The 22,891-nt window shown below is 60.0% G+C and carries 23 protein-coding genes; 19 read left to right on the top strand and 4 right to left on the bottom strand.

All coding sequences use genetic code 11. The features are described from left to right. The first annotated feature begins 19 nt into the window (after positions 1 to 19). Positions 20 to 997 carry a Bug family tripartite tricarboxylate transporter substrate binding protein gene (locus tag AC097N_RS03615; protein WP_479579376.1) on the top strand — a complete coding sequence of 326 codons (978 nt, stop codon included), beginning with the start codon at positions 20 to 22 and terminating at the stop codon, positions 995 to 997. A 22-nt stretch (positions 998 to 1,019) separates the two neighbouring features. Here AC097N_RS03615 and AC097N_RS03610 read toward each other — a convergent pair whose 3' ends face one another. After that, on the bottom strand, positions 1,020 to 1,268 hold the full coding sequence (locus AC097N_RS03610) for a hypothetical protein (RefSeq protein WP_479579375.1): 249 nt from the start codon (positions 1,266 to 1,268) through the stop codon (positions 1,020 to 1,022). A gap of 119 nt (positions 1,269 to 1,387) precedes the next feature. Continuing rightward, positions 1,388 to 1,876 carry an NUDIX hydrolase gene (locus tag AC097N_RS03605; protein WP_479579374.1) on the bottom strand — a complete coding sequence of 163 codons (489 nt, stop codon included), beginning with the start codon at positions 1,874 to 1,876 and terminating at the stop codon, positions 1,388 to 1,390. Positions 1,877 to 2,022: 146 nt separating this feature from the next. Here AC097N_RS03605 and AC097N_RS03600 point away from each other — a divergent pair, with 146 nt between their 5' ends. From AC097N_RS03600 to AC097N_RS03580, 5 genes are all read left to right on the top strand, one after another. Further along, entirely contained in the window at positions 2,023 to 3,150 is a 1,128-nt protein-coding gene (locus AC097N_RS03600) for a Re/Si-specific NAD(P)(+) transhydrogenase subunit alpha (RefSeq protein WP_479579373.1), read from the top strand. A gap of 27 nt (positions 3,151 to 3,177) precedes the next feature. Then, the gene (locus AC097N_RS03595; protein WP_479579372.1) at positions 3,178 to 3,498 is read left to right on the top strand and encodes an NAD(P) transhydrogenase subunit alpha part 2; all 321 of its coding nucleotides are present in this window, start codon (positions 3,178 to 3,180) and stop codon (positions 3,496 to 3,498) included. Next, a complete protein-coding gene (locus AC097N_RS03590) occupies positions 3,495 to 4,931 on the top strand; it encodes an NAD(P)(+) transhydrogenase (Re/Si-specific) subunit beta (protein WP_479579371.1) in 1,437 nt (478 codons plus the stop codon). The genes AC097N_RS03595 and AC097N_RS03590 overlap by 4 nt, the downstream gene beginning before the upstream one ends. A gap of 100 nt (positions 4,932 to 5,031) precedes the next feature. Beyond that, complete coding sequence (locus tag AC097N_RS03585) at positions 5,032 to 6,705, top strand: long-chain-fatty-acid--CoA ligase (protein WP_479579370.1); 1,674 nt, start codon at positions 5,032 to 5,034, stop codon at positions 6,703 to 6,705. 30 nt (positions 6,706 to 6,735) lie between these two features. Further along, positions 6,736 to 7,521 (top strand): 5'-methylthioadenosine/adenosylhomocysteine nucleosidase, encoded by a 786-nt coding sequence (locus AC097N_RS03580; protein ID WP_479579577.1) that lies wholly within the window; start codon positions 6,736 to 6,738, stop codon positions 7,519 to 7,521. On the opposite strand, the gene AC097N_RS03575 is transcribed toward AC097N_RS03580, so the two are convergent. Further along, positions 7,468 to 8,457, bottom strand: coding sequence for a magnesium and cobalt transport protein CorA (locus AC097N_RS03575; RefSeq protein WP_479579369.1), 990 nt, complete (start codon positions 8,455 to 8,457; stop codon positions 7,468 to 7,470). The two genes, AC097N_RS03580 and AC097N_RS03575, sit on opposite strands and share 54 nt — an antisense overlap. A 379-nt stretch (positions 8,458 to 8,836) precedes the next feature. On the opposite strand from AC097N_RS03575, the gene hpf reads away from it, so the two are divergent. The 3 genes from hpf (at position 8,837) to hprK (ending at position 10,704) form a co-directional block, all read left to right on the top strand. Further along, a complete protein-coding gene (gene hpf, locus AC097N_RS03570) occupies positions 8,837 to 9,166 on the top strand; it encodes a ribosome hibernation-promoting factor, HPF/YfiA family (protein WP_479579368.1) in 330 nt (109 codons plus the stop codon). A 92-nt stretch (positions 9,167 to 9,258) separates the two neighbouring features. Further along, positions 9,259 to 9,726, top strand: a complete 468-nt coding sequence (locus AC097N_RS03565; RefSeq protein WP_479579367.1) for a PTS sugar transporter subunit IIA — start codon at positions 9,259 to 9,261, stop codon at positions 9,724 to 9,726. A gap of 27 nt (positions 9,727 to 9,753) precedes the next feature. Continuing rightward, positions 9,754 to 10,704 (top strand): HPr(Ser) kinase/phosphatase, encoded by a 951-nt coding sequence (gene hprK, locus AC097N_RS03560; protein WP_479579576.1) that lies wholly within the window; start codon positions 9,754 to 9,756, stop codon positions 10,702 to 10,704. A gap of 29 nt (positions 10,705 to 10,733) precedes the next feature. Here the strand turns inward: hprK and fur are convergent, their stop codons facing one another. Further along, positions 10,734 to 11,180 carry a ferric iron uptake transcriptional regulator gene (fur, locus tag AC097N_RS03555; protein ID WP_479579366.1) on the bottom strand — a complete coding sequence of 149 codons (447 nt, stop codon included), beginning with the start codon at positions 11,178 to 11,180 and terminating at the stop codon, positions 10,734 to 10,736. Positions 11,181 to 11,263: 83 nt separating this feature from the next. Between fur and AC097N_RS03550 the strand changes: the two genes are divergently transcribed. The 10 genes from AC097N_RS03550 to AC097N_RS03505 all read left to right on the top strand — a co-directional run bounded on the left by AC097N_RS03550 (position 11,264) and on the right by AC097N_RS03505 (position 22,886). Beyond that, positions 11,264 to 11,806, top strand: coding sequence for an outer membrane protein assembly factor BamE (locus AC097N_RS03550; protein WP_479579365.1), 543 nt, complete (start codon positions 11,264 to 11,266; stop codon positions 11,804 to 11,806). Between the two features lie 16 nt (positions 11,807 to 11,822). Continuing rightward, on the top strand, positions 11,823 to 12,638 hold the full coding sequence (gene dapB / locus AC097N_RS03545; RefSeq protein WP_479579364.1) for a 4-hydroxy-tetrahydrodipicolinate reductase: 816 nt from the start codon (positions 11,823 to 11,825) through the stop codon (positions 12,636 to 12,638). Further along, complete coding sequence (locus tag AC097N_RS03540) at positions 12,635 to 13,288, top strand: MotA/TolQ/ExbB proton channel family protein (protein ID WP_479579363.1); 654 nt, start codon at positions 12,635 to 12,637, stop codon at positions 13,286 to 13,288. Before dapB ends, AC097N_RS03540 begins: the two co-directional genes overlap by 4 nt. A 17-nt stretch (positions 13,289 to 13,305) precedes the next feature. Then, entirely contained in the window at positions 13,306 to 13,758 is a 453-nt protein-coding gene (locus AC097N_RS03535) for an ExbD/TolR family protein (RefSeq protein ID WP_479579362.1), read from the top strand. A 43-nt stretch (positions 13,759 to 13,801) separates the two neighbouring features. Next, a complete protein-coding gene (gene leuS, locus AC097N_RS03530) occupies positions 13,802 to 16,480 on the top strand; it encodes a leucine--tRNA ligase (protein ID WP_479579361.1) in 2,679 nt (892 codons plus the stop codon). Positions 16,481 to 16,491: 11 nt separating this feature from the next. Then, positions 16,492 to 17,016 (top strand): LPS-assembly lipoprotein LptE, encoded by a 525-nt coding sequence (locus tag AC097N_RS03525; protein ID WP_479579360.1) that lies wholly within the window; start codon positions 16,492 to 16,494, stop codon positions 17,014 to 17,016. After that, a complete protein-coding gene (gene holA / locus AC097N_RS03520; RefSeq protein ID WP_479579359.1) occupies positions 17,000 to 18,073 on the top strand; it encodes a DNA polymerase III subunit delta in 1,074 nt (357 codons plus the stop codon). Before AC097N_RS03525 ends, holA begins: the two co-directional genes overlap by 17 nt. A 46-nt stretch (positions 18,074 to 18,119) precedes the next feature. Then, positions 18,120 to 19,442, top strand: coding sequence for a glutamate-5-semialdehyde dehydrogenase (locus AC097N_RS03515; RefSeq protein ID WP_479579358.1), 1,323 nt, complete (start codon positions 18,120 to 18,122; stop codon positions 19,440 to 19,442). 109 nt (positions 19,443 to 19,551) lie between these two features. Beyond that, positions 19,552 to 20,847 carry a glutamate--cysteine ligase gene (gene gshA, locus AC097N_RS03510; RefSeq protein ID WP_479579357.1) on the top strand — a complete coding sequence of 432 codons (1,296 nt, stop codon included), beginning with the start codon at positions 19,552 to 19,554 and terminating at the stop codon, positions 20,845 to 20,847. Between the two features lie 170 nt (positions 20,848 to 21,017). Next, a complete protein-coding gene (locus AC097N_RS03505; RefSeq protein WP_479579356.1) occupies positions 21,018 to 22,886 on the top strand; it encodes a potassium transporter Kup in 1,869 nt (622 codons plus the stop codon). The last annotated feature ends 5 nt before the right edge of the window (positions 22,887 to 22,891 follow it).

The raw sequence follows: 22,891 nt of genomic DNA, 5'->3' as shown, positions 1-22,891 counted from the left end.
TAACAATGACGGAGACAAAATGAAAAAACGCCAATTGCTTCAGGCCTGCGCGACGCTGGCTGTGTTGCCGATATTCACCGCGCCAGTCCATGCGCAAGACTTTCCACACAAAAAGCCAGTGAGCCTGGTGGTTGGTTTTGCTGCGGGCGGTGCCGCAGACACCGCTGCCCGTGTGATCGCCAAAAAAGTGAGCGAGAACATCGGCCAGGCCGTGCTGGTGGACAACAAGCCCGGCGCCGGGGGCAACATCGCCCACCAATTTGTGGCCAATGCCGCGCCCGATGGCGCCACCATCCTGTTCGGCTCGGTTGGCCCGCTGACCATTGCCCCGCATTTGATGAAGCTGGCCTATGACCCGGTGCGCGACCTCGCACCTATCACCATGGGGGTCAACTTTCCCAATGTCCTCGTCGTGCATGCGGGTCTCAAGGTCAAGACCTTGGGCGAGTTCGTGGCACTGGCCAAACAAAAGCCCGGGTTCCTTGATTTCGCTTCCACCGGAGCCGGATCAGCGTCTCATCTTGCTGGCGAGTTGTTCAACGACCGGGCGGGAATTGAGACGGTGCACATCCCCTACAAGGGCGGTGCGCCCGCCTTGCAGGACTTGCTGGGAGGCCGCGTTGCTGCCTACTATTCGACGCCATCTACCGCAGGTCCGCATATCGATTCAGGCAAGCTCATCCCGCTGGCCACCACGGGTTTGGCACGGCCCGCCTTCATGCCCAACGTGCCCACCATTGCGGAGTCGGGCTACCCCGGTTTCAACGCCCTGAATTGGTACGCTTTTGTGGCCCCCGGCAAGACGCCCAAGCCTCTGCTGGACCGCTGGAATCTGGAGTTGGTCAAGGTGCTGAACGCGCCTGACGTGCGTGAGGCCCTGCTCAAGCACGGCCTCACGCCCGCCCCCGGCGGTCGTGAGGAACTGGCGCGTTATATGGCCAGTGAAACCAGCACCTGGGGCCGCATCGTCCGTGAACGCAAGATCACGGCTGATTGAGGGGCCGTCAGGTTCCTGCTGTTCAGAAGCTGTGAACCACGCCCAGTGACACGCCGCTGGCACTGCTGGGCAGGCCGGTGCCCTGGTAGCCGTCCTTCCAACTGGTTTGGTCCAGTTCGGCATACAGGCGGCTACGTTTGGATAATTTGTATTCCAGAAAAGCAAAGGTGCGGTTAAACCCATCGTCAACCCTTGTTGTTCGGGTGCGGTCCACACGGTAATGCACCAGGATCAGGTCGGTACTTGGGCTGACAGGGAAAGTAGCTCCCAAGCCCAGTGTGCTGTTTTTGGTTTTGGCTGTTGCAGAGGTTTTTGCTTCATGGCTGCCATAGGTCAATATAAGAAAAGTGCCTGTAGCCCTTGTTCCATGTGCATAGATGGCTATATTATTTATAGCAAAACAGAGGCGTCTGTGTGCACCAGTTCCAAGGGATACCGCCGCCCGGCCAGGTAATCTTCCAGGCACCGCACCACCAGCGGGCTGCGGTGTCGTGCCGAACTGGCGCGAATTTCGTCGGGCGTGAGCCACAAGGTGCGAACAATGCCCGTGTCCAATGAGCGGTCGGCATGAAACGCGCCCAGGTCGCCGCAAAACGCAAAGCGCAAATAAGTGATGTCTTCTGCTTCTTGTTCGCCGACGGCGGGACGCTGGAAGCGCGACATGTAAACCCCCACCAAAGCCGTGGGGTGGAAGGCGTGCGCGGTTTCTTCCAGCGCTTCGCGAGCGCAGGCGTCAACCAGGCTTTCGCCCGGATCGAGGTGCCCGGCCGGGTTGTTGAGCCGCAGACCTTCAGGCGTGTGTTCTTCCACCAGCAGGAATCGCCCGTCCTGTTCAATGACGGCGGCGACGGTGACGCTGGGTTTCCATCGAGTATTCATGGGCAATTATGAGCGGGTGAGGTCCGTGAAAACACACTGACAAGCAGGCGACAGGCATGGTATGCCCTCTGCAAAGAGGGCATAAAACTCATGTAAGCTCGCAGACAGGTGCAAATTCAACAAACAACCCTACAAGGAGTCGCCCCATGCTGATAGGCGTACCCACTGAAACTGCGGTGGGAGAAACCCGTGTCGCCGTCACCCCGGAGACGACCAAGAAACTCAAGGCCCAGGGCCATACCCTTCGCATCCAGTCCGGTGCGGGCGTGGCGGCCAGTGTGCCGGACGACGCCTATGTGGCGGCCGGCGCCGAGATCACCGATGCCGCAGGCGCGCTCGCCTGTGACCTGGTTCTCAAAGTACGGGGCCCCAGCGACGACGAAGCCAAGGCCATGAAGCCCGGCACTTGCGTGGTCGGCATGCTCAACCCCTTTGACGCAGTCGGCCTGCAGAGCCTGGCGACTGCGCAGCTGACCGGCTTTGCCCTGGAGGCCGCACCCCGCACCTCCCGCGCGCAAAGCATGGACGTCCTGTCCAGCCAGGCCAATATTGCCGGCTACAAAGCCGTGATCATGGCGGCCGACAAATACCAGCGCTTTTTCCCCATGCTGATGACCGCCGCGGGCACCGTCAAGGCGGCCCGTGTGGTCATTCTGGGGGTCGGCGTGGCCGGTCTGCAAGCCATTGCCACCGCCAAGCGCCTGGGGGCCGTGATTGAGGCCTCCGACGTGCGCCCCAGCGTCAAGGAACAAGTCGAGTCCCTGGGTGGCAAATTCATCGACGTGTCCTACGACACCCCGGAAGAAAAAGAAGCCGCTGTGGGCGTGGGCGGCTACGCCAAGCCCATGCCGCAAAGCTGGCTGGACCGCCAGAAGCTCGAAGTCGCCAAACGCGTGGCCCTGGCCGATATCGTCATCAGCACCGCACTGATCCCCGGTCGTCCCGCCCCCACGCTGATCACCGAAGACATGGTCAAAAGCATGAAGCCGGGCTCCGTCATCATCGACATCGCCGCTGGCAAAGGCCCCAACGGCGGCGGCAACTGCCCCCTGTCCGAGGCCGACAAGACGGTGGTCAAACACGGTGTGACCCTGGTGGGGGAGACCAACCTGCCCGCTTTGGTGGCCGCCGATGCGTCCTCCCTCTACGCCCGCAATGTGCTCGACTTTCTCAAGCTGATCATCACCAAAGAAGGCGCGCTCAACATCGACATGAGCGATGACATCGTGGCCGCCTGCCTGATGACCCAGGGCGGCGAAGTCAAACGCAAATGAGTCCGTCCCAGTAAGGAACCCCACACCATGGATATTCTCTCCCCCACGATCACCAACCTGATCATCTTCGTTTTGGCCATCTACGTGGGCTACCACGTGGTCTGGACCGTCACACCGGCCTTGCACACACCCCTGATGGCCGTGACCAACGCCATCTCCGCCATCGTCATTGTGGGCGCCATGCTGGCCGCCGCGCTGACCGAGACCACGCTGGGTAAAAGCATGGGCGTGCTGGCCGTGGCCCTGGCCGCGGTCAATGTGTTTGGTGGCTTCATGGTCACCCGGCGCATGCTGGAGATGTTCAAGAAGAAAGAGAAAAAAGTCGCGACCAAGGAAAGTGCCCAATGAGCCTGAATCTCGTTACCCTGCTGTATCTCTTTGCCAGCGTCTGTTTCATCCAGGCCCTCAAAGGCCTGAGCCACCCCACCACCTCGATCCGCGGCAACCTGTTTGGCATGATCGGCATGGGCGTGGCCATGGTCACCACCGCCGCTTTGATCTTCAAACTGGCCGGCCAGATGGGCCAAAACGGCGCCTCGGGCCTGACCTGGGTGCTGGGCGCCTTGCTGGTGGGCGGTACCGCCGGTACGGTCATGGCCAAACGGGTTGAAATGACCAAGATGCCCGAACTCGTGGCCTTCATGCACAGCATGATCGGCTTGGCCGCCGTGTTCATTGCGGTGGCCGCCGTGGCCGAGCCGTGGGCCTTCAGCATTGCCGCCAAAGGACAGGCCATTCCCACCGGTAACCGGTTGGAGCTGTTCCTGGGGGCTGCCATTGGTGCGATCACCTTCAGCGGCTCGGTCATTGCCTTTGGCAAGCTCTCGGGCAAGTACAAGTTCCGTTTGTTCCAGGGTGCGCCGGTCCAGTTTGCCGGCCAGCACAAGCTCAACCTGGTGCTCGGCCTGGCCATGCTGGGTCTGGGCATTGCCTTCACCGCCACCGGTGACTGGAGCGCCTTCTTCGCCATGCTCGCCCTGGCGTTTGTGATGGGCGTGCTCATCATCATCCCGATTGGCGGCGCCGACATGCCGGTGGTGGTCTCCATGCTCAACAGCTACTCCGGCTGGGCGGCGGCGGGCATCGGCTTCAGTCTGAACAACGCCATGCTGATCGTGGCGGGCTCGCTGGTGGGCAGTTCGGGCGCGATCCTGAGCTACATCATGTGCAAGGCCATGAACCGCTCGTTCTTCAACGTGATTGGTGGCGGCTTCGGGGGCGAGGCCACCACGGCAGTGGCCGGTGCGGCGGTGCAACGCCCCGTCAAGAGCGGCAGTGCCGATGACGCCGCTTTTGTGCTGAGCAATGCCGAAACCGTGGTGATCGTGCCCGGCTACGGCCTGGCGGTGGCCCGGGCCCAGCATGCCGTCAAGGAACTGGCAGCCAAGCTCACCGAAAAAGGCATCACCGTCAAGTACGCCATTCACCCCGTGGCCGGTCGCATGCCGGGCCACATGAACGTGTTGCTGGCCGAGGCCGAAGTGCCGTACGACCAGGTGCACGAGATGGAAGACATCAATGGTGAGTTCGGTCAGGTCGATGTGGCCATCATCCTGGGCGCCAACGACGTGGTGAACCCTGCGGCGCACGTCAAGGGCAGCCCGATCTATGGCATGCCGATCCTGGAAGCCTACAAGGCCAAGACCATCATCGTGAACAAGCGCAGCATGGCCGCCGGTTATGCCGGTCTGGACAACGAGTTGTTCTACATGGACAAGACCATGATGGTGTTTGGCGACGCCAAGAAGGTGGTGGAAGACATGACCAAGGCCATCGAATGATCTAGCACCGGCAGATCAGCAGAAATCAGGGAAAACACAGCCACCAAGAGCTGTGCCCGTGGCGGGCCTCCGCCTCAATTCAAGACTTGGAGACATCAGAATGACAGAGCGCATTTGGCTCAATAGCTACCCCGCAGGCGTGCCCGCCGATTTGGCGCCATCACCGTATCCATCGCTGGTTGCCTTGATGGAAGAAAGTTTCAAGAAATACGCCAGCCAGACGGCCTACAGCTTCATGGGCCGGGATGTGACCTATGGTGAAACCGACAGTCTCAGCCAGTCGTTTGCGGCTTACCTGCAAGGCCTCGGGTTGGTCAAGGGCGACCGTGTGGCCATCATGATGCCCAACATGCCTCAGTACCCGGTGGCTGTCGCCGCCATCCTGAGGGCCGGCTTTGTGGTGGTGAATGTGAACCCCTTGTACACCCCGCGTGAGCTGGAGCATCAGCTCAAGGACTCCGGCGCCAAAGCCATCGTCATCATCGAGAATTTTGCTGCAACGCTTGAAAAGTGCATGGCCAACACCCCGGTCAAACACGTGGTCTTGTGTGCCATGGGCGACCGCTTGGGTTTGCTGAAGGGCGCGCTGGTCAACTATGTCGTGCGGTATGTCAAAAAAATGGTGCCGGAGTTCAACTTGCCGGGCGCTGTACGCTTCAACGAAGCGTTGGCCCGGGGAACCCGGGGTTCACTCAAGGCCCCGATCATCAAACCGGACGATGTGGCCGTCTTGCAGTACACGGGCGGTACCACCGGCGTGTCTAAGGGCGCTGTGCTCCTGCATCGCAACCTGATTGCCAACGTACTTCAGTCCGAGGCCTGGAATCAGCCAGCCATGAAGGCGGTACCCGCCAATGAGCAGCTGACCACCGTGTGTGCATTGCCGCTGTACCACATCTTTGCGTTCACGGTGGGCATGATGTTGTCCATGCGGACGGGGGGCAAGCTCCTCCTGATTCCGAACCCGCGCGATTTTTCAGCCGTTCTCAAAGAACTGGCCAAGCACAAGATACACAGCTTTCCGGCGGTCAATACCCTGTTCAATGGGCTGGCCAACCATGCGGACTTTCAGACCGTGGACTGGAGTCACCTCAAGGTGTCATTGGGTGGCGGTACGGCCGTTCAAAGCGCAGTGGCCAAGCTTTGGTTTGAAAAAACAGGGTGTCCAATTTGTGAAGGTTATGGTCTGTCCGAGACGTCGCCGTCCGCCAGTTGCAATCCAGTGACAGCCAAAGAGTACACCGGCACGATCGGTGTGCCCTTGCCCGGCACCTTCATGAAACTACTCGATGACGACGGTCTCGAAGTGAAGGTGGGTCAGTCGGGTGAAATTGCCATCAAGGGCCCGCAGGTGATGGCCGGTTACTGGCAGCGCCCGGACGAAACGGCCAAAGTCATGACCCCGGATGGCTACTTCAAGACCGGAGACGTGGGTGTGGTCGACGAACGCGGCTTTTTCAAAATCGTGGACCGCAAGAAAGACATGATTCTGGTCAGTGGCTTCAACGTCTACCCCACTGAGCTGGAAGACGTCGTTGCACAGTTGGACGGTGTGATGGAATGTGCCTGTGTCGGCGTTCCCGACGAAAAAACGGGCGAAGCGGTCAAACTGGTGATCGTCAAAAAGAACCCCGATCTGACCGAAGCGCAGGTGCGGGCCTTTTGCAAAGAGAATCTCACTGGCTACAAGCAACCGAAAGTGGTGGAGTTTCGTGCTGAATTGCCCAAAACTCCTGTGGGCAAGATTCTGCGGCGAGAGCTCCGCGTCAAGTAATTGACCACTACCGCCATTCTCAGCGCCCTGATGGAGGAACAGCAGGGCCTGGTTGATCAACTTGCCAACGCGGTCAAGGTCACGCGCGCTGGCCGTGACTTTTGGCATGGCGACTTGATGGGGCTCCCGGTTGTGCTGGGCCTGTCAAGAATCGGCAAAGTCGCTGCGGCGACCACTGCCACCACCATGATCGAAGCGTTTGGTGTCCATCGTATCGTTTTTACGGGGGTCGCAGGGGGTGTCGGGCCCGGCGTCAACGTGGGCGACGTTGTGGTCGCGACAGACTTCGTGCAGCACGACATGGATGCGTCGCCTTTGTTTCCCCGCTACGAGATACCGCTTTACGGGCGCAGCCGCTTCCCCTGTGATGCTGTACTGACTGCTATGCTTTTGGAAGCTACTTGCGAAGGATTGGCGGGGGCTAGAGGCCAATTTCGTCAAAAAAAAGAGGATGTCCGTTCCCACGTTCATTCCGGGCTGATTGCCAGTGGGGACCGATTTGTGTCCGGCGCTAACGAATCTGTGCTGTTGCTGGAGGCACTGCAGGCGGGCGGTTTGCCGCCTTTGGCGGTCGAGATGGAGGGCGCTGCTGTCGCGCAAGTCTGTTTTGATTACGGCATCCCTTTCGCTGCCGTGCGTACGATCTCTGATCGTGCCGACGATCAGGCCCATGTTGATTTTCCCCGTTTTGTAGCTGAGGTGGCCAGTCGCTATGCGACGGCCATCCTGCTGGAGCTGCTGCTTCGATTGAAACAACGCGCCTTAACGCAGCCAACCCCGCCGGTAGCAGTACCACATGGGCAAGGCGGCGCTTAGAAACATCAGGGCTACGACATAGGGGTAGGCCCACTGCCCCAAGACCGCAAACTCGGGGAATTGCAGGTTCATGCCGTAAATGCTCGCGACCAGGGTAGGCGGTAGCAGCGCTACGCTGGCGACGGAGAAGATCTTGATGACCTTGTTCTGGCTGATGTTGATGAAGCCTACTGTGGCATCCATCAAGAAGTTGATTTTGTCGAACAGGAAGGCCGTGTGTGAGTCGAGTGAATCGATGTCACGCAGAATCTGGCGGGCCTCTTCAAACTGCTCGCCATTGAGCATCTTGCTGCGCATCATGAAGCTGACGGCGCGCCGCGTGTCCATCGCATTGCGCCGAATGCGTCCATTCATGTCTTCATGGCGGGCAATGGCGCCGAGGCCTTCGCTCGCGATCGCGTCGGTCACGTCGCCTGTCAGCACCTGTTTACTGACCTTTTCAAGCTCATCGTAAATGCCTTCAAGCGTGTCAGCCGAGTATTCCGCATCGGCGTCGAACAGCTTGAGCAACACCTCTTTGGCGTCCTCAATCAGGCCGGGGGCACGACGCGCGCGCATGCGCAACAGCCGAAACACGGGCACGTCTTCGTCGTGAATGGAAAACAGGACACCCTTGCTCTTGAGTTCATCGTTCTCAAGGTTCAGGATAAAAGCCACCCGCACCGTGCGGGGTTCATCGTCATCGGCGATCAGAAAGTCGCTGCGGATGTGCAACTCTCCGTTGTCCTCTTTGTAAAAGCGAGCCGATTCTTCGATGTCTTCGTCCATCGCATCTTCGGGGATGGAGAGGCCGTAATACTGCTTGACCCAGCGTTTTTCTTCGAGTGTGGGGGACTCCAGGTCCACCCAGGTGGGTTGAAATTTGGACAATTCTTCCAGTGACTCGATCTCTTCCTGAAAGAGTCGACCATTGACCAGCGTAAAGATATTGAGCATGACTCACTCCCTTGGAATTGATTGCATCTGACAGAAGTTGCGGGGTTTTGCTTTCAACTCCGATGCATTTCAGGGAGTTGAAAGCTACCGACTGGGATAGGTTTCCAAGGAGTTGTCTCCGGTAGTCAACGTGGCCAAATTATCGCATTTCAGCGAGGCTGGTGCGCGCGGAAACGGCATCCCGAATGCCAATTCCCGGGCGTCCCGGGGAAAACAGGACGCAGTCACTTTTTGTTGCATTGCATCACCAATAAATATTGCATTTTCATGACATCGGGGGCATAGTGAAACCAAGGTAGTGTTTTTTGAATTTTGGTTTGTGTGTTGCCTGCATTCCGCCGACAACTTTTTCAACCCCGAGAGCATCAGGAGGCTATTTATGAATTTGACGATCAGCGGTCATCACCTCGAAGTCACCCCAGCCTTGCGCAGTTACGTCACGACCAAGCTAGATCGGATCATGCGACATTTTGACCAGGTAGTTGATGTCAAAGTGCTGCTCACAGTGGAAAACCAAAAGGAAAAAGAGCGACGTCAACGAGCGGAGTGCAATATCCATGTCAAGGGCACCGACATGTTTGCCGAAAGCTCCCATGCTGATTTGTATGCCGCGGTGGACGAGTTGGTAGACAAACTTGATCGCCAGGTAGTCCGTCACAAAGACCGCTTGCAGAATCACCATCATGAGGCTCCCAAGCGCCTGATGTAAGATTCCCCGTCTGAATCCCAAAAAGCCGCCCAATTTGTCGAGCGGCTTTTTTTGCGTCCGCCGTGCTGGCGGTGCATAATCCGAATCAACTTATGAACCGTCTTGCCTCCATCCTTTCCGCCACGCAAGTGCTTGTGCATGTTGATGCCACCAGCAAAAAGAGAGCATTTGAAGAGGCGGGTTTGCTGTTTGAGAACCTCCACGGCCTGAGTCGCGCACTGGTCACCGACAGTCTGTTTTCCCGGGAGCGGCTGGGCTCGACGGGGCTGGGCCATGGTGTGGCGATTCCACACGGTCGTATCAAAGGCCTCAAGTCTCCGATGGCGGCCGTGTTGTCACTGGCCAACCCCATCGGTTTTGATGCACCGGACGAACAGGCCGTCAGTTTGCTGATTTTTCTCCTGGTGCCGGAGGCTGCGACCCAAAAGCACCTGGAAATCCTGTCGGAGATAGCTGAAATGCTAAGCGACGCGGTCCTGCGGGAAAAACTGGTTTCCAGTGCTGATGCCGAACAGCTTCATGGTCTCATTTCCAACTGGAAATCGGCCTTGGTGGCCTGATCACCGTTTTTCTCTCCCGGAGTTACCCTGAAGCCGAATGTCGTCAGTGCAGATGTGTTGTTTGAGGAATTCCGTGGCACCCTGAAATGGGAGTGGGTGGCCGGTCTGGGGGCTTCGGAGCGGCGCTTTGACGAAGTTGCTGTACTCGCAGCGCGCTCTGGCGCAGATCTGGTCGGTTATCTCAACTACATCCATCCCTACCGCGTTCAAATTCTGGGTCAGCGTGAAATTGCCTACCTGACCAGTGCCACGCCGGAAGACTGCGCTCGGCGCATCTCCCGAATCGTCACACTGGAGCCGCCCGTCCTGATTCTGGCGGACGGACAGTTGGTGCCGGAGGCGCTGCTCTCCATGTGTGAGCGCGCACAAATCCCCATGTTCTCCACGCAAAGTTCGTCGGCGTTTGTGATCGATGTGCTGCGCGCCTACCTGTCCAAGTATTTTGCCGACCGCAGCACCATGCACGGGGTGTTCATGGACATTCTCGGTCTGGGTGTGCTGATCACTGGCGAGTCCGGCCTGGGCAAGAGTGAACTGGGGCTGGAGCTGATCTCGCGCGGTAACGGCTTGGTGGCGGACGATGCGGTCGATCTTTTTCGCATCAATCAAGACACCATCGAAGGTCGTTGCCCCGAATTGCTGATGAACCTGCTGGAAGTGCGCGGCATCGGTCTGCTCGATATCCGCTGCATCTTTGGGGAAACCGCGGTCCGGCGGAAAATGCGCCTCAAGCTCATTGTCCATCTGGTCAGGCGAGAGACGCTGGAGCGTGACTACGAGCGTATTCCCTATGAGCCACTGACCCAGGACGTGCTGGGTGTGCCGGTGCGCAAGGTGGTGATTCAGGTGGTGGCTGGACGCAATATTGCGGTGCTGGTGGAGGCCGCTGTGCGCAACACCATTCTCCAGTTGCGGGGTATCGACACCTACCAAGAGTTTGTCGAGCGCCACCGCAAAGCGATGGACTCCGCCGACTGATCCGTCAAAGTGGCGGCTTTTGCCGCTTGTTACCCGTGGTTGCGCGTCGAGATCGGGCGGTTGGGGCACTTGTCCTTGATGCAGTGGGCGTAAAGACTCAAGGCATGGTCGGCAATGGCAAAACCCTTGGCTTTGGCAACCGCCTGTTGGCGCTTTTCAATTTCAGCATCGTAAAACTCTTCGACCCGGCCGCAATCCAGGCAAACCAGATGGTCGTGGTGCTGGCCTTCATTGAGTTCGTAGACGGCCTTGCCGCTTTCAAAATGGCTGCGGCTCAAAATGTCGGCCTGCTCGAATTGGGCCAACACGCGGTACACCGTGGCCAAGCCCACATCCGAGCGATCTTCCAGCAGCACGCGGAACACATCCTCGGCCGTCATGTGGCGCTGCGCGCCTTTCTGGAAGATTTCCAGGATTTTCAGCCGGGGCAAGGTCGCTTTGAGGCCGGTATTTTTAAGTTCGTCGATATTGGTCATGGGAGTCCCGCGTGCCAGCAGACAGGCCTCCCTCGGAGGTGCAGCCGGTACAATGCTTCGATCATATCGCCACACCTCAACTCATGTCTGATTTTCAACGTCGTATCACGGGGCTGATCCTGTTGTTGGCCGCCAGCGCAAGCTTGGTGGCTTGCGGCAGCTTCAATGGCGCCAGCCAAAGTGTTGCCGGGGTGGTGACACCTTACAAGATGGACATTGTCCAGGGCAATTTCGTCTCCAGGGAGCAGGCTGCCGCTGTCAAGCCGGGCATGAGCCGCACGCAGGTTCGCGATATTCTGGGAACGCCCTTGCTGACCAGCATCTTCCACGCGGACCGCTGGGACTATGTGTTTACCTTCAAGCGTCAGGGTGTTGAGCCGCAAGCCCGCAAGGTCACCGTGTTTTTTACGGGGGATGCGCTGGATCGCATTGAGGCGGACACCCTGCCGACCGAGGCCGAGTTTGTGGCCTCACTGGATTCGGGTCGTCGCTCAGGCAAAGTGCCGGTTCTGGAATTAACAGAAGAAGAGCTGAAGCTGTTGCCTGCGCCAACCAAATTGGCCGAGCCCGCGCCTTTGCCTCCGTTGCCCTCAAGTTACCCCCCACTGGAACCAGCAAGCCGCTAAGCTGCGGCTCAAATTCATGAGCGAAATTATGACCAACCGGATCACGATCGCCGGTGCTTCGGGCCGCATGGGCCAGATGTTGATCGAAGCCGTCAAGGCGGCAGATGACTGTGCACTGGCTGGCGCACTTGACATGGCCGCCAGCCCTGCCATCGGGCAGGATGCCATGGCGTTCCTCGGTCAGACTAGCGGGATCCAGATCACGGCTGATCTGGCGCTGGGGCTGAAAAACGCCAACACCCTGATTGATTTCACCCGGCCGGAAGGCACACTGGCCCACTTGCGCGTTTGTCGCGAATTGGGGGTCAATGCGGTCATTGGTACCACCGGATTCAGCGACGCGCAAAAAGCTGAAATCGCCGAAGTAGCGCGGGACATTGCCATCATGTTGGCGCCCAACATGAGTGTGGGGGTTAACGTCACACTCAAGCTGCTTGAAATGGCGGCCAAGGCCCTGTCCACCGGGTATGACATTGAAATCATCGAAGCGCACCATCGCCACAAGGTGGACGCCCCCTCGGGCACGGCGCTCAAGATGGGGGAGGTCATTGCCGACGCCCTGGGTCGCGACCTGAAGGATTGCGCCGTCTACGCCCGAGAAGGGGTGACTGGCGAGCGCGATCCCTCCTCCATTGGCTTTGCCACCATCCGTGGCGGCGACATTGTGGGCGACCACACGGTGCTGTTCGCTGGCATTGGCGAGCGCATCGAGATTTCTCACAAATCGTCCAGCCGCACCACCTATGCGCAAGGCAGTCTGCGTGCCACCCGTTTCCTGCTCGGTCAAAAATCGGGCTTGTTTGACATGTTCGATGTGCTCAACCTGAAATGAACGCTGCCCAGCTTTTCCGGCAGGGCGACGGGGTGACCCAGGCGGTAGCCTTGCTTTTGCTGCTTATGTCGGTGGCGAGCTGGGTGGTGATTCTGTGGAAATCATGGCTGCTGCACCGTGCCAGCGGCGACGTGCTGCGCTCAGTGGCCGCTTTCTGGCAGTCCGCCACGGTGGACGAGGCGTTGCACAAGCTTGCGGCCTTTGACCGCGAATCTCTCGTGACCCCTCTGGTCTTGGCGACCACTGTCAAAGCCAGCGGCACGCTGGCGGGCGCCGGTGACCGCTCGCAACAGTTGACCCGCGTCTTGCGCGACGCCTTACATGCGGCCTTGGCCAAGCTCCAGTACGGACAGGTGTTGCTGGCCACCGTGGGCTCCACGGCGCCGTTTGTCGGCTTGCTGGGGACCGTGTGGGGCATCTATCACGCCCTGATTGGCATCTCAAACGCCGGTCAGGTCGCCATCGACAAAATATCCGGCCCGGTCGGTGAGGCGCTCATCATGACGGCGGCTGGTCTGGCGGTGGCCATTCCCGCGGTGCTGGCTTACAACGTGTTGGGTCGCTCGATTGGCCGGATTGAGGCGGAGCTGGAGGGCTTTGCGCGAGATTTGCGGGAGCTGACCGTCAGCCAGCCCGTCCCGTCTGCTTGAGTTGACGGCGACGCCCCATGTCTTTTGGCCGCCTCGAACGTACCCCCGGTCCGCAGCCGATCAGCGAGATCAACATGACACCGCTGATCGACGTCATGCTCGTGTTGCTGGTGATCTTCATCATCACGGCGCCGCTGCTCACCAGTGCCATCAAGCTCGATTTGCCGAAAACCGAAGCCGCCAAGCCGGGTGATGCGCCCCAGTCCGTGTCGGTGGTGGTGGATAAAACCGGAACCACCTACCTGAATGACAACGCCATTGAGCTGGACCAGCTGACCCTTCAACTGGCCCTCATCGCGAAGGCGCAGCCCGAGACCGAAGTGCAATTGCGGGCCGATGAGGCCGTGCCCTATGGCCGGATCGTGCAGGTCATGGGCGCGGCGCAAAAAGCGGGTCTGAACCGGATTGGTTTTGTGGCGGACCCTGCAAACCGGCCGGCCTTGGCTGTGACGCCTTCCATCCAACCCTAAAATCGGGTGATTGCGGTCCTTTGATCGCGCAAGCAGAGATTCCATGCAAGAAAAATACAACCACCTCGACGTTGAAAAATCCGCGCACAGCCACTGGACGGCCCGTGACGCCTACCGGGTCATCGAGGATTCGTCCAAAAAGAAGTTCTACGCCTGCTCCATGCTGCCGTACCCCAGCGGCAAGCTGCACATGGGCCATGTGCGCAACTACACCATCAACGACATGCTCACGCGCCACCTGCGCATGAAGGGCTACAACGTGCTCATGCCCATGGGCTGGGACGCCTTTGGCCTGCCCGCTGAAAACGCGGCCCTCAAGAACCGCGTGCCCCCGGCGAAGTGGACTTACGACAACATCGCCTACATGAAGAAGCAGATGCAGGCTATGGGCCTGGCCGTCGACTGGAGCCGCGAGATTGCCACCTGCGACCCCGAGTATTACAAGTGGAACCAGTGGCTGTTTCTGAAAATGCTCGAAAAAGGCATCGCCTACCGCAAGACCCAGGTCGTGAACTGGGACCCGGTGGACATGACCGTGCTGGCCAATGAGCAGGTGATCGACGGCAAAGGCTGGCGCACCGGTGCAGCGGTCGAGAAGCGGGAAATCCCCGGTTACTACCTCAAGATCACGGACTACGCTGAAGAGTTGCTGGAGCATGTGCAGACCGGTTTGCCGGGCTGGCCCGAGCGCGTCAAGCTGATGCAGGAAAACTGGATTGGTAAGAGCGAGGGCGTGCGCTTTGCCTTCACGCATGACATCAAGAACTCGGCAGGCGACCTGATTGAAGACGGCCGCATGTACGTCTTCACCACCCGGGCCGACACCATCATGGGCGTGACGTTTTGTGCCGTGGCGCCCGAGCATCCGCTGGCCACCCATGCGGCGCAGACGAACCCGACACTGGCCGCCTTCATTGAAGAATGCAAGAAGGGCGGCACCACCGAGGCCGAGCTGGCCGTGCGCGAAAAAGAAGGCATGCCCACAGGGCTGTTTGTCACCCATCCGCTGAACGGCCACAAGGTGCAGGTCTGGGTCGGCAACTACGTGCTGATGAGCTACGGCGATGGCGCGGTGATGGGTGTGCCCGCGCACGACGAGCGGGATTTCCTGTTCGCCAAAAAATACGGCATTTCCATCATCGAAGTGGTGCTGGTCGACGGGCTGACCTACGACTACGACCAGTGGCAGGACTGGTACGGTGACAAGCAGCGTGGCGTCACCATCAACTCCGACAGTTTCAGCGGCCTGAGCTTTAAGGACGCCGTCAATGCCGTGAGTCACTCCCTGCAGGTCAAGGGCCTGGGCGAGAAAAAAACCACCTGGCGCCTGCGTGACTGGGGCGTGAGCCGCCAGCGCTACTGGGGCACGCCCATTCCCATCATCCATTGCCCCGAACACGGGGCGGTGCCCGTGCCCGAGAAGGACTTGCCGGTGGTGTTGCCGCAGGACTGTGTGCCCGATGGGTCCGGCAACCCGCTGCACAAGCACGAAGGTTTCCACGCCGGTGTGACCTGCCCCATTTGCGGCGTGGCGGCGCGGCGCGAGACCGACACCATGGACACCTTCGTGGACAGCTCGTGGTACTTCATGCGCTACTGCGATCCCAAGAGCAGCGAGGCCATGGTGGCCGGTGGGGCGGACTACTGGATGCCGATGGACCAGTACATCGGCGGCATCGAGCACGCCATCCTGCACTTGCTGTATGCGCGCTTCTGGACCAAGGTGATGCGTGACCTCGGGCTGGTGAAGATCGACGAGCCTTTCACCAAGCTGCTGACGCAAGGCATGGTGCTCAACCACATCTACTCGCGCAAGAGCGACAAGGGCGGCATTGAGTACTTCTGGCCGCACGAGGTGGAAGACATTCAGGACGGCACCGGCAAGGTCAGTTTTGCCAAACTCAAGGAAGCCAAAGGCGACCTGCCTGCTGGCACGCTCATCACCTACGAGGGCGTGGGCACCATGAGCAAGAGCAAGAACAATGGCGTGGACCCGCAGGACCTGATCGAGAAATACGGGGCCGACACTGCGCGCCTGTACACCATGTTCACCGCACCGCCCGAGGCCACGCTGGAGTGGAATGATGCCGGGGTGGAGGGCTCCTACCGCTTTCTGCGCCGGGTCTGGAACTTTGGCGTCAAATTGTCTGCTATTGATTCAGTAGCTGCTCCCGCAGGTGTTGCGCGGGCTGCAGCCCTGAAAGGTATAAATTTCAGCAAAGAAGCCAAGGCACTCCGGCTGGAAGTGCACACCGTGTTCAAGCAGATTGACTACGACTACCAGCGCATGCAATACAACACCGTGGTGTCGGGCTCCATGAAGCTGCTCAATGCCTTGGAAGACTTCAAGAACGATGGCTCCGAAGGTAGCCAGGTGGCGGTGTTCGAAGGCTTCGGCATGTTGCTGCGCGGCCTGTACCCGGCCACGCCCCACTTGACGCACACCCTGTGGAGCGAGCTGGGTTATGCGGTGCCGTACGGCGATTTGCTGGACGCGCCCTGGCCTCAGGTGGACGAGTCCGCCTTGCAGCAGGACGAGATTGAACTGATGTTGCAGGTCAATGGCAAGCTGCGCGGCGCGATTGTGGTGCCTGCCGGTGCCACCAAGGCCGAGATCGAACACGCGGCGATCCACAGCGAGATTTTTCAGAAGCTGGCCGACGGCGTGGCGCCGAAGAAGGTCATCGTGGTGCCGGGGCGTCTGGTCAATCTGGTGGTTTGAACCGAGTGCGCATGAAACGTCCCGCCCACCTTGTCCCCACGCGCCGTCTGGCGCTGGTCAGCCTCGCCGGTCTCACGCTGGCGGGTTGTGGCTTCAAGCTGCGCAGCAGCCAGAACTTTGCCTTCACCTCGATCGCGGTCCTGCCCCACCCCGGTGGCCCGCTGGCGCTGGAGTTGCGCCGCTCGCTGGGGGGCTCGGTACAGGTGCTCGCGCCCGCGGCTCCGCTCGTGCAGGCGCAAGTAGTGCTGGACATCCTGCAGGAACAACGCGAGAAAACGGTGTCCGGCGTCAACAGCTCGGGTCAGGTGCGGGAGTTTCAGCTTCGCATCCGGGTGAAGTTCCGGCTGCGCACGCCCGAGGGCAAAGAACTGGCTCCGGATGCTGAAATCGTGCAGCAGCGCGGCATCAGCTACAGCGAAACCGCGGCCCTGGCCAAGGAGGCCGAAGAGGCCTTGCTGTACCGCGACATGCAGACCGACATCGTGCAGCAACTCCTGCGCCGCCTGGCAACCATCCGTTATGCAACTGGCCCCTAACCAGCTCAACGCCCATTTGCAGAAGGGCCTGAAAAGCCTGTACACCCTGCATGGCGACGAGCCGCTGTTGATCCAGGAGGCGGTCGACGCCATTCGCGCCGTCGCCCGCACCCAGGGCTTCACCGAGCGCACGTCGCACACCGTGGCGGGTGCGCACTTTGACTGGAGCGAGGTGCTGGCCGCAGGGGGCTCCCTGAGCCTGTTTGCCGACAAGCAGATCGTGGAACTGCGCATTCCCTCGGGCAAGCCCGGCAAGGAAGGCAGCCCCGCCATCCAGCATCTGGCAGAGCAATCCCGCGACAACGACTCGACGCTCACGCTGGTGATGTTGCCGCGTCTGGACAAGATGACCAAGAGCGGCGCCTGGTTTGGTGCGCTGGAGAGTTTTGGCGTCACGATTCAGGTCGAGCCCGTAGAGCGCGCTGCGCTGCCGCAGTGGATTGCGCAGCGGTTGTCCCAGCAAGGCCAGCGCGTCGTTGCGGGGGAAGACGGCCAGCGCACGCTGCAGTTTTTTGCCGACCGGGTCGAGGGCAACCTGCTCGCGGCCCACCAGGAAATCCAGAAGCTGGCCTTGCTGTTTGCGCCCGGCGAGTTGACGTTTGAGCAGATCGAAAGTGCGGTGCTGAACGTGGCGCGTTACGACGTGTTCAAGCTCTCGGAAGCGGTGCTGGGTGGCCAGACGGCCCGTGTGCAGCGCATGCTCGACGGCCTGCAGGCCGAGGGCGAGGCTGAGGTGCTGGTGCACTACACGCTCAGCGAGGACATCCGGGCGCTCAAGCGCGTCAAGGACGCCATGGCGCAAGGCCGGCCCATGCCCATGGCCTTGCGGGAGCAGCGGGTGTGGGGCGTGAAAGAGCGTTTGTTCGAGCGTGTGCTGCCCAAGTTGAGCGAGGCCAAACTGGCCGAATTGCTGCAGTCGGCCCACCTGGTCGATGGCATCGTCAAGGGCCTGAAGCAAGCTGACTGGCCGACCAATGGCTGGCAGGCGCTGCACCGGTTGGCCCTGCAGCTGTGTGCCTTGTGCGCGGGCACCCCGGCGGCGACCCGTCCCCGCTGAAGAGTTTGTCCTGGGCGCACGCAAACCGCCGTGCGAAAATGAGCGCATGAACGCGCTCAACATCACCGACTACACCCAGGCCCTTGGTTTTAAGGCAAAAACGGCTGCAGCCCTCATGGCTAAAGCGCAGGCAGCTACTAAAAACAGAGCGCTTCGCAAACTCGCCGAGTTGCTGCGGGCCAACGTGGCGGCGCTGCAAATCGACAACGCCAAAGACCTGGACCGCGCCGTGGCCGCCGGTTTGGCCGCTCCGATGGTGGACCGCCTCAAGCTCACGCCGAAGGTGATTGAAACCTGCGCCCAGGGTTGCGAACAACTCGCCGCCATGGCGGACGTGATCGGCGAGATCATCGGCCTGAAGGAGCAGCCCAGCGGTATCCGTGTGGGGCAGATGCGGGTGCCGATTGGCGTGTTTGGCATGATTTTCGAAAGCCGCCCGAATGTGACCATCGAGGCCGCCAGCCTGTCGATCAAGAGCGGCAACGCCTGCATCTTGCGCGGTGGCTCGGAGGCGATTGAGTCCAACAAGGCGCTGGCCTTGCTGGTGCAACAGGCGCTGACCGAGAGCGGCCTGCCGTTTGATGCGGTGCAGCTGGTGCAAACCACCGACCGCGAGGTGGTGGGCCAGTTGATTGCCATGCCCCAGTACGTGGATGTGATCATCCCGCGGGGCGGCAAAGGCCTGATCGAGCGCATCAGCCGCGACGCCAAGGTGCCGGTCATCAAGCACCTGGACGGCAACTGCCATGTGTATGTGGACGACCCCTGCGACATCGCCATGGCGGTCAAGGTCGCCGACAACGCCAAGACCAGCAAATACAGTCCGTGCAATGCCACCGAGAGCCTGCTGGTGGCACGGGGCGTCGCGCGCGAGTTTCTGCCGTTGATTGGACAAATTTATGCAGCAAAAGGGGTGGAGATGCGCTGCGACCCGGAGGCATTGGCCATTTTTAAAGAAAATGAGCCTCTAGCCCAGGTGGAACGTGCGCAGACAGCTATTAATTCAATAGCAAACGTGGTGTCGGCGCAAGAGAGCGACTGGTACGAGGAATACCTGGCCCCCATCATCAGCATCAAGGTGGTGGCGGGGGTCGAGCAGGCCATTGCCCACATCAACCAGTATTCATCACACCACACCGACGCCATCATCACGCGCGACCACATGCACGCCCAGGCCTTCCTGCGCGAGGTGGACTCGGCCAGCGTGATGGTCAACACCAGCACCCGTTTTGCTGATGGTTTTGAGTACGGGCTGGGCGCTGAAATCGGCATCAGCACCGACAAATTCCATGCCCGCGGCCCGGTGGGCATTGAAGGCCTGACGTCCTTGAAATATGTGGTGCTGGGCCAGGGTGAAGTGCGAACTTAATGCGCTGTGGAGGGTCGTAGTGAGGCGGCGGTGCCTTGCAAGTGGGGGGCCTGCCCCCAACTCCTAGAATAATTCAGGTTTCCCGACTCAATCCAAACAAGAGGGCCGCATGGTTCCACATCTCGTCACTGCGCTTACCGGCCCCATCAACGAACTTGAACAACGTGTTCTGGACTCCATGCCCGCCATTGAGCGCTGGTTCCGGCTGGAATGGATGGAGCACACACCGCCTTTTTACAGTTCGGTGGATGTGCGCAACGCCGGTTTCAAACTGGCCCCGGTGGACACCAACCTGTTTCCCGGCGGCTGGAACAACCTCACCCCCGAGATGCTCCCGCTGGCGGTGCAGGCCGCCATGGCCGCGATTGAAAAAATCTGCCCGGAGGCGCGCAACCTGCTGTTGATCCCCGAGAACCACGCGAACAGCACCTTTTATCTGTCGAGCGTGGCACAGTTGCGGCGCATCTTTCACATGGCCGGCCTGAATGTGCGCGTCGGGTCGATTGATCCCGCGATCAAGAAAACCACGACCATCGAGTTGCCCAACGGCGAGAGCGTCACGCTGGAGCCCGTCATTCGCGGCAAGCGGCGACTCGGTGTCAAAGACTTTGACCCTTGCACCATCCTGCTCAACAACGACCTGCACGCGGGCGTGCCGGGCATTCTGGAAGACCTCCACGAGCAGTACCTGCTGCCGCCCCTGCACGCCGGTTGGGCCACGCGCCGCAAGAGCAAGCACTTCAAGTGTTATGAAGAAGTCGCCAAGCGAATGGGCAAGCTGCTCGGCGTGGACCCCTGGCTGATCAACCCGATGTTCGAGAAATGCGGCGAGGTCAACCTGGCCGAAGGCGTGGGCATGGACTGCCTGAGCACCCATGTGGATGCCTTGCTGGGCAAAGTGCGCCGCAAGTACAAGGAATATGGCATCAAGGAAAAACCGTTTGTAGTGGTCAAGGCCGACAACGGCACGCACGGCATGGGCATCGTCACCATTCGTGATGCCAAGGAACTTGAAGCCCTGCACCAGAGAGCCCGCAGCAACGCGGGGGGGGCCGCGCAGAGCCAGCAGCCGCACGACATCCTGGTGCAGGAAGGCGTGCTGACCAAGGAGCGCATGAATGACGCCGTGGCCGAACCGGTGGTCTACATGATGGACCGGTATGTGGTGGGCGGTTTTTACCGTATTCACGCGGGCCGGGGCATCGACGAAAACCTCAATGCGCCCGGTTCTGGCTACGTTCCGCTGGCCTTCGAGCAAAGTGCGCGTTTGCCACAGCCTGGCGTCAAACCGGGGGCCAGTGCACCCAACCGCTTCTATATGTACGGTGTGGTGGGGCGTCTGGCGATGCTGGCGGCCAGCTACGAACTCGAAGCCACGGACCCCGATGCCGAGGTGTACGAATAAGAAGCATCAATTCCTTACCCGTGCCTGAATGTTTAGTTGTTGCAGTGCAACATCTGTGAGCGGGTTGTGAAATTAGAGCTTGGCGTCCTGATGCAAGTCGGGCGGGCAGGAGCAGAATAGCGTTCCCAAATCAAATGGAACCCCGCTAGGCATCAAGACGGGGCCAACTTGTGTCTGCATCCAAATCGTCCCTCACGGCGCTCACGCTCGGCGCCATTGGTGTTGTTTACGGCGACATCGGCACCAGCGTCCTGTACGCGGTCAAAGAAGTCTTCGGCTCCGGCCACGTTCCCTTCACCCCCGACAACGTCTACGGCATTCTGTCCATCTTTTTCTGGACCCTGACGGTGATCGTGTCCATCAAGTACGTGGTGCTCGTGCTGCGTGCAGACAACAACGGGGAGGGAGGCCTGGTGGCCATGCTGGCGCTGGCCTCGCAGTCGGTCAAAGACCGGCCCCAACTGCGCCGGGTGCTGCTGCTGGTGGGTATTTTTGGCACCTGCCTGTTTTACGGTGATGGCGTGATCACCCCGGCGATCTCGGTGTTGTCCGCCGTAGAAGGTCTGGAGGTGATCTCCCCCGGGTTCAAGCGCTTTGTGATTCCGATCACGCTGGTCATTCTGTTTGGCCTGTTTGCGGTGCAAAAACATGGCACCACGGGCATCGGCAAGTTCTTCGGTCCCATCACGCTGGTGTGGTTTGCCTGCATTTCGGTGCTCGGCGTGTCGCAAATCATGACGCACCCCGAGATTCTGTGGGCCATCAGTCCGCACTACGCCCTGGGCTTCATGTGGCACAACCCGGGAACGACCTTCATCATTCTGGGCGCCGTGGTGCTGTGCGTCACGGGGGGTGAGGCGCTGTATGCCGACATGGGCCACTTTGGCAAAAAACCGATTCGTGTGGCCTGGTTTACCGTGGTCATGCCCTCGCTCACGCTCAACTACTTTGGGCAAGGGGCCTTGCTGTTGAACAACCCCGCCGCGGTGAAAAATCCGTTTTTTCTGATGGCGCCGGACTGGGCGCTGGTGCCCCTGGTGGTGCTGGCCACCATGGCCACGGTGATCGCCTCACAGGCGCTGATTTCGGGCGCGTTTTCGGTCACCAAGCAGGTGATCCAGCTGGGTTATTTGCCGCGCCTGCAGGTGCTGCACACCAGCGTCCGGGACACCGGTCAAATCTACCTGCCGTTTGTCAACTGGGGCTTGTTTGCCGCCATCGTGGTGGCGGTGGTGATGTTCAAGTCCTCCAGCAACCTGGCCGCGGCCTACGGTATTGCGGTCTGTACCGACATGCTGATCACCACCATCCTCACGTTCTACGTGATCCGCTACAGCTGGAAATACCCGCTGGCCCTGTGCCTTTTGGCCACCGGATTTTTCTTCATTGTGGACTTTGCGTTCTGGGCCTCCAACTTGCTCAAGCTGTTTGATGGCGGCTGGTTCCCGCTCCTGATTGGCGGTGCCATTTTTACATTCATGCTCACCTGGAAGGATGGTCGGCGTCTGATGAACGAGAAGCTCCGCACGGATGCGATCGATCTCAACAGTTTCCTGGATGCCGTGTTTGTCAGTCCTCCCGCGCGCGTGGAAGGCACGGCTGTGTTCCTCACTGCCGAGCCGCGCACGGTGCCCAATGCGCTGCTGCACAACCTCAAGCACAACAAGGTGCTGCACGAGAACAACCTGTTTGTGACCGTGCGCAACCACGAGGTGCCCTGGATCGGCATGGCCAAGCGCCTGGAGATTGAATCCCTGGGGCATGACTGCTGGCAGGTGATCGTCAACTATGGTTTCAAGAATGACCCGGACCTGCCCAAGGCGCTGCAGCAGATCAAGGGCCGGGGCTGCGAGCTGGAGCCCATGACCACCAGCTACTTCCTCTCGCGTGACATCGTGGTGCCCACGCTGGGCGGCGGCATGGCACCGTGGCGCGAGAAGCTGTTTGCCCAGATGCATCACAACGCCAGTGGTGCCGCCGAGTTCCTGAACCTGCCCAATAACTCGGTGGTTGAGCTGGGTTCCAAAATCGAGATTTAAGACGC

The organism is Rhodoferax sp. LS1R11 (assembly GCF_056521395.1).
This window is presented reverse-complemented; position numbering and strand designations above follow the sequence as displayed.